This window comes from Kribbella sp. (genome assembly GCF_035687465.1).
GTDB lineage: Bacteria > Actinomycetota > Actinomycetes > Propionibacteriales > Kribbellaceae > Kribbella.
The window spans coordinates 1-6,308 of sequence record NZ_DASRXP010000619.1 but is presented as its reverse complement, the minus strand read 5'-3'; the positions used below and the strand labels follow the sequence as shown (position 1 = coordinate 6,308).

The window sequence follows — 6,308 nt, the reverse complement described above, 5'->3', positions numbered from 1 at the left end:
GGCCGGCGTGGCTCGAGCGAGTGCGCGGTCACCACGTGCGGTATGTCGTACAAGAGCTTTGCCCAGTGGCCGGCCATGTTCGCGTACCAGGTGTGCGAGTGCACCAGCTCGGATTCACCCACCGCGGCCGTCATGGTCAGGTCCGTGGACAGGATCCGCAACGCCGCATTCGCCTCCGGCATCCGCGGGTCGTCCTCGGAATGCGCCGTCGCGCCGAGCCGTGGTTCACCCATGCAGTGCACGTCCACCTCGACCAGGCGCCGCAACTCCCGGACCAGGAAGTCCACATGCACCCCCGCCCCGCCGTACACATCCGGAGGAAACTCCCGCGTCAGAATCGCGACCTTCATGAGCCGACAATAGCCGTCCAGCCCCGCCAAAGTGCCCGAGTCGCGGCTCCCGGCTGACGATCGCTGAACAGATGGCCACGCGCCGTCCCTCGCCACGTCGGCTTCATTCACAGCTGGTCGATGATCTCCAGCGCGTAGCGCCTAACTGGCAGGGCGAGGTCGGTCAGCTCTCCACCGTCGGCAAACCGGAGGAACCGTACAGCTGCGGCAAGTACTGCTATGCGTCCACTGGGCGTCTCCAGGAACTTCGCGAGAGCATGGCGGATTCGTCGGGCGCTGTCCGGGTACGTCAGCGTTGCACACAGCAGGCTGGCAGCGTCGTACCCAGCCGGCGCCCGGCCCCACGTCTCCCAGTCGAGGATGACGAGTCGCGGGGCCGTGAGGTTTCCCCAGTGGAGATCGCAATGTGCCGCCGTCCACCGCACCGAAGCGATATCAACGTCGATACCGAAGAAGGCCCTGATGCCGTCGTTCACGGAGCTCGCGTCCACACCGCTATCAGGAACAGGGTGTGTCGACAGCGCCTGTAGGGCTTGGTCGAGATCGGTGATCCACTGCTCGGAAAGGGCTGGTTCGGCAGCGAGCGTCATACCGGTTGAAATGGCTGCGTCGGCGACGAAGGTGCTGACCTCGCCGCGCATCCTGCGGCCGTTGTCTTCCCATTCGCTCCACCGTTTGACCGTGGGCTTCGGAACGCCTTGGATATCGTTGGCGGCCACGTTGTTGCCCAAGTAGTCGCCGTCGCCCCACTCGGGGTCGTCGTAAACCACCCGGAGCCAGGCGTCCTCGCTTGCGTCGAGGGCTCGGCAGCCGACCGAGTGGAAGCGTGACGTGTGAACTGGTGTGCCCACCCGTTCCACGCCAAGCTCCTGAGCGGCCCAGTCCAGGTGGCCTTCCATCCAGTCGCGTCGCCGTTGGTCGTTGTCGGTCACTGGTCGTCCCGGTCGGGGTAGCGCAGATCGAGTTCGGACACGAGGGCCTCCGCGATCTCTTGCCGTTGCACAGGCTCGATCAAGATGCCGTTGAGGTAGCCGGCCCCGCGGATGGTGGACAGGTCGTTGCCTCGGAAGTCGAAGTCTGTATAGGTGCCGCCGTCGAACTCAACGTTGTCCAGCGTGCAGCGCGCCATATGACCTCCCGGAAACTCTGACCGCCGGAAGGTGACGTCCTTGAATCGAGTATCGACGAAGACTACCGGGGCACTCGCTTGAACCGAGTCGAAGGTTGCGAACTCGATCCGGCAGTTCTGAAAGACCACGCTCGCCCACTTGTTCTCAACGAAGTTGGCACCGAGGATCTTGCTGTTGCGGAACACCACCCGGGACAGTGCGCAGTCCATCCAGTCGCTCGACGACAGCACGCAGTTTTCGATCAACACAGACTGGAGGCTCACCTGATCGAAGGTCACGCGCTCAGCCTCGATCTTCGTCATCCGACCGCCCAGCAAGGTCTGTTCTTCCACCGCGAGATGGCGGACAGCCTTGTCGGTGTAGTCGAAGTCGGTCAGCGACCCATCGCCGTCCAAACTCTCGACTTGGCGTAGCTCGGCATCGTCGACGTGTGGTTTCAGCACCTTCGCAAGTCCGTACTCTTCAATCTCCATCGATACCGATCATCAGGATGACAGCGGGAAGGTGACTAGTTCTTCTGACCGAAGTAGACCCGCTTCTTCTTGAACGGCTTCGGCTTCTGCGCCCAGTTGTCCCAGCCTGGCTTGTTGTTCCACCCCACCAGTGTGCGGTCAGGCACTTCATGCTCAGGTGCCGACTCGCGCCGGGCCTCGATCATGTCGGCGATGTAGGCGTCATCGGTGGTGGCCAGTTGCTCAAGGATTGTCATACCGCGATGCTCCTCTCGGAATGGATGTCATGGAGTGCAAGAACGACAGCTTGGGTTGAGGTTCGACAGTGCTCGGTCTCGGTAGCGAGAAAGTTGCCGTGCTCAAAGAATCTGTTCCCGGCATGCGAACCCTGGCAGTGGGCGAAGAAGTCACAGCTTGCTTTGCACCGCTCGATGCCCTGTTGGAACTCCTGCACGTAGGCGAGTTCCGCGGCCCGGACGATGATCACTGGCAGCGAGTCGACAAGGATATTCCCGGCGACGAAGTCGTGATACTTCTCGCTGCGAGCACCCAGTAGTTCGGGTGACAGCAGTACCGTGTCGCCGTTCCATCCGATGGTTGGGATGGAGTCATGCTGCACGTCCGCCGCGCGTGCCTTTGGAGACAGCGCCAGGTACTCGAGCAGGTGCTCAACCTCGCGCACCTTCAGGTGCGGGTTGGTGTTGCTCCAGATGAAGACGTCACGCCAGAACCGGCGGGCCTGGTCGAAGGCCGGCGTTCCGTTGTGAGTGTTCGATCCCTCCTTCTCCTCCATGTTGATGCCAACGTACGGGCACCCCAGCACGGCGAGGAACTCCAGGATCTCGACCGCGTTGCCGCTGTTCTGCTGGTCTACGACGGCGATGACTGTGAAGTCGATGCCCCGCTTGTTGATCTCAGAGATACCGGCGACGATGCGATCGAAGGCGGGCATACCTCGCCAGTCCACTCGGTTCGTGGTCCTCTCTGGCGGCCCGTCGATGCTGAGCCCGACGGATACCTCGAACTCTTCGAACAGGTCGCACCATTCGTTGGTGATCAGCGTGGCGTTGGTCTGGATCACATGCATGATCCGGCCCGCCCGGCGTAGCTGTTCAAACGGGGCGAAGAGTTGCCGCATCGCCGCGGTTCCGATGGTCAGGGGTTCACCGCCGTGCCAGACGACCTCGAGCGTGCCCGAGGTCGGCCAGTCCTCGGGGATGCCGGCCGCGATCGCCTGGGCGACCTCAGGGGTCATGTCGCGCTTCAGCTTCCGCGCCGGCAGATAGCAGTACGAGCAGTCCAGATTGCACAGCGTTGTTGGTTGAAGGATGAGTGCCGTCGGCTCCGCGGCAATCCACGGTCGATCCACCGACATCACTTCCGCCGTCATCTCAGTCCCCACCCGTGCAGCACACGACTGACCCGAAAGGCCTGCTTGCTCATTTACGCACCGTCCTTCTCGTTTGAGCTTCGCGATCGTTCTTGCCCGCTCAGCGACGCCAAGCGGGAATCGTGCTGTGGTACTGGCGGCGGAGATTTGGAACGGCTGACGCAGAGCGGCCTCGCTCACCGCGCCGCGCCAGCCGGTCTTTGGGTCCCTGTCTGAGCCGCCAGGGGATACAGGGGTCGGGGAGCTCAGACAGGGACGTCTAGTGACGGAACCGGCATCGGGGCGGAAGGCCTATCCCGCCCTCGTCGGCTGTGACGACGACGGAGGATCGACGCCGGTTCCGCCAGATCAGGGAGTACTGCACTCGCGACTAGTACGCGGGCGCCGGTGGCGCGTTCGAAGGTGTTCTTCATGTCCGTTCCGGCGCTGAGAGCGGCGAGATGCAGCAGGCTCGGGATCACTACCGCGGTGATCGCGTCGGCATTGATGTTCGCGACCAGCGCCTCGAACGCGGTCGGCGACGAGGCGCACTCCTCCAGGTAGATCGTCCTCAGCATGAAGCCTTCCTGCTCGGCGAAGGAGGCGAGCCGTTCTGTCGCGTCGTCGAGCTCGTCGTCGGTCATGAGCAGGTTCTTCAGGACGAACCCGAGTGCCGGTGGTCGTGCGTGGTCAGGGTCCATGGTCTTGAGGTTTCGGCTTCCGTTGTGAGGCGAGGACGGCCTGCTGGATTCTTTGGAAGATCAGGGCGCGGGACAGTGGAATGGCGCCCGCCCTGACCGGTCAGTGGGGCGGGAGGTCCCAGAGTCGTTCGCACGGCATCCGGCGCAACTCCGGGACAGGTGTCGGCATCGGTTCGTCGGTGACCCGCAAACCGCAGTACCGGCGTTCCATCGCCGCCGCGTACTGCGCGGCGGCCTCAGGGTCCGCCTTGTAGCTGGCAATAACATGCCGCCCGAACCACACCCGTACGAGGTGAAGCTTTGAACCGGCGATTGCGGCAGTCACAGCACGTTCCCCTCTTGTCAAGGTCGTTGATGAGTCCAGGTACCAACGCGGCAACCACAAGAATGTGAGGAAGAATCACGCTGAGCGGCCGGCGCCTTTGGTCACCAGCCTGACCGCCAGGCGGAACGCGAACTATCCCAATGACTGACCGTGTTGGTGGACACTCGGAGAGTCGCTGGACATAATCTGGACACATGAGCCAGCGTGGGGTGACAGTCGAGCTGACGAAGCAGGAACTCAAACGCCTTCGCCAAGGACCGGGCCTTGCGCATCCGAGCTCGGTGCTACGAGTCGACGCGGACCTGCGTCATCACTTGACGGGACGCGACGATGAACTGCGCAGCGCGGACGAAATTGTCGACCTGGTAGGGCGTCTACGTCTACACGTCAGTGAGATGACTCCCCATGAGCGTATTTATGCCGAGGTCGACCTCAACCTCGCTGCCGAACACAGCTTCCCGACGCTGACCGAGCGGCAAGAGTCGCTCGCCGTGGCGATGAGGTGTGCCAGCAAGACGGTGCGTCGTCACTCGGACCGTGCGATGGAAACGCTGGCCGTCCTCATTGCAACTGGCCAAGCGGCAATCGTAAGGCCGGTAGGCGAGAGGGGCGAAGGTTCCACCGAGGCGACCCATTCAAGCTCGCACCGGGCAGCGCAGTCCTTCGCCTTACCGGGTGGGCAGATCGGCCGAGACTTCGAGATGACCGTGCCCACGGTCGAGTACGGGAACCCAGTCATCAGCCCCTTCACTCTGCCGAACCCTGAACGTGGTCGCCTCCTTGACCTCAGTTGGGAGACATTCGGTCGGGGTGTCGAGCGGCTCAAGCATCAGATCAAGAACCTGGGGCGGCGGCTCGACGTCGACGTAGTCTTCGGAATCAATGAGGCCGGCCTGGTGATGGCGACCTTTCTTTCCTCAGCGCAATTCAATAGGTGTGCCATCGGATATCTCCGTTGCAATAAGGTTCGCGACCAGATCAGTCTCGATCCGGCGTCTTTCTTCCCTGGGACCAGGGAAAATCCGACCATCGTGCTGTGTGACTTCGAAGTAAAGCATGCGGATGTCATCGGAGTTATCGTTCGCGATATTCGTGACCGATATCCGCGAGCGGAGCTGTACTTCGCGGTATTTGGAGCGATGGTGCATGCTGATGAGCTGGTAGCCAAAGATTTCGATGATCTCACCGGCGGCAGGATCATGGCCGCGGCCAAATTTGAAGCGGTCTTCATCGCGGCTACCATGAGCCCACCGGGCATCGAGCCACCCTTGGAACTTCGCTAACGATAGGGGCCTGCACGTGATCGAACCCGTTCTGCCGCAGCTTGCAAGGCAGGTCGCGACGGTGGTCCAGACCGTCATCGCGGAAGTACGCCCCAGGCTGATCGATGCAGCGTTGTCCGGCCACCAAGGCGAACAGAAGAATGATCGCCATGAGGACAATTTCTTATCCAAACATGACGTCTGGATGCATCAGCGCTATCGAGAGCTTCTGCAGGAAGTCTTTCCCTCTTTCTGGTACACCTCCGAAGAGGGTGATCCCGAGCTCATCGGCGAATCCAAGGATCCCGATCTCGTCGTCCTGGTGGACCCCCTGGACACGAGTGAGCTGGCCGTGCGGGCAATCCACGGATACACCCACATAGTGATCTATTCTCGCGCGGTATCCCGTCCGGTCGTTGCTGTTGTCGGCGATATTTTCCACGAGATTCAGCTCTACGGCGCGGTGCGGACCGAGGAAGGTTCTGACCAGGCGTTCGTCGTGACCGCCGGCGGGTTGCAGAAGACCATCGAGGCACCTAAGTCGCCTAGGCTGAATCAGGCTCTGATCACGAATTACCTCATGCGTCCAGTGGAGCGATTCACTCCACTTGCGAGCCAGACTGCCCTGCTGGAAGCGCTCGATCAGCCATCGGATGACGGCCGCAAACGTGGACGGATCGGGGTGGGGTTCGGCTCAATCAGCCTGTGCCATGTCGCCA

General features: G+C 62.0%; 9 protein-coding genes. 2 read left to right on the top strand and 7 right to left on the bottom strand.

Features of this window, described 5'->3' with window-relative positions:
• The 7 genes from VFG33_RS32820 to VFG33_RS32790 all read right to left on the bottom strand — a co-directional run.
• The coding region (locus VFG33_RS32820) for a glycosyltransferase (RefSeq protein ID WP_325056884.1) at positions 1-350 on the bottom strand (350 nt) is incomplete at its 3' end.
• Between the two features lie 107 nt (positions 351-457).
• On the bottom strand, positions 458-1,282 hold the full coding sequence (locus VFG33_RS32815) for a hypothetical protein (protein ID WP_325056883.1): 825 nt from the start codon (positions 1,280-1,282) through the stop codon (positions 458-460).
• The gene (locus VFG33_RS32810; protein ID WP_325056882.1) at positions 1,279-1,953 is read right to left on the bottom strand and encodes a pentapeptide repeat-containing protein; all 675 of its coding nucleotides are present in this window, start codon (positions 1,951-1,953) and stop codon (positions 1,279-1,281) included. The genes VFG33_RS32815 and VFG33_RS32810 overlap by 4 nt, the downstream gene beginning before the upstream one ends.
• 35 nt (positions 1,954-1,988) lie before the next feature.
• On the bottom strand, positions 1,989-2,189 hold the full coding sequence (locus tag VFG33_RS32805) for a hypothetical protein (RefSeq protein WP_325056881.1): 201 nt from the start codon (positions 2,187-2,189) through the stop codon (positions 1,989-1,991).
• Positions 2,186-3,502 (bottom strand): cyclophane-forming radical SAM peptide maturase AmcB, encoded by a 1,317-nt coding sequence (gene amcB / locus VFG33_RS32800; RefSeq protein ID WP_325056880.1) that lies wholly within the window; start codon positions 3,500-3,502, stop codon positions 2,186-2,188. The genes VFG33_RS32805 and amcB overlap by 4 nt, the downstream gene beginning before the upstream one ends.
• Before the next feature lie 65 nt (positions 3,503-3,567).
• A complete protein-coding gene (locus VFG33_RS32795) occupies positions 3,568-4,002 on the bottom strand; it encodes a hypothetical protein (protein WP_325056879.1) in 435 nt (144 codons plus the stop codon).
• A gap of 100 nt (positions 4,003-4,102) precedes the next feature.
• Positions 4,103-4,327, bottom strand: a complete 225-nt coding sequence (locus tag VFG33_RS32790) for a hypothetical protein (RefSeq protein ID WP_325056878.1) — start codon at positions 4,325-4,327, stop codon at positions 4,103-4,105.
• Positions 4,328-4,536: 209 nt separating this feature from the next.
• On the opposite strand from VFG33_RS32790, the gene VFG33_RS32785 reads away from it, so the two are divergent.
• Together VFG33_RS32785 and VFG33_RS32780 are read left to right on the top strand one after the other, a co-directional pair.
• Positions 4,537-5,610 carry a hypothetical protein gene (locus tag VFG33_RS32785; protein WP_325056877.1) on the top strand — a complete coding sequence of 358 codons (1,074 nt, stop codon included), beginning with the start codon at positions 4,537-4,539 and terminating at the stop codon, positions 5,608-5,610.
• A gap of 16 nt (positions 5,611-5,626) precedes the next feature.
• On the top strand, positions 5,627-6,308 hold a 682-nt coding region (locus VFG33_RS32780; RefSeq protein WP_325056876.1), incomplete at its 3' end, for an inositol monophosphatase family protein.

What these genes read in the sequence shown, in the direction of transcription:
- VFG33_RS32810 (WP_325056882.1), bottom strand. Translation starts at nt 1,953, where the DNA reads ATGGAGATTGAAGAGTACGGACTTGCGAAGGTGCTGAAACCACACGTC.
- VFG33_RS32805 (WP_325056881.1), bottom strand. Translation starts at nt 2,189, where the DNA reads ATGACAATCCTTGAGCAACTGGCCACCACCGATGACGCCTACATCGCC.
- VFG33_RS32795 (WP_325056879.1), bottom strand. Translation starts at nt 4,002, where the DNA reads ATGGACCCTGACCACGCACGACCACCGGCACTCGGGTTCGTCCTGAAG.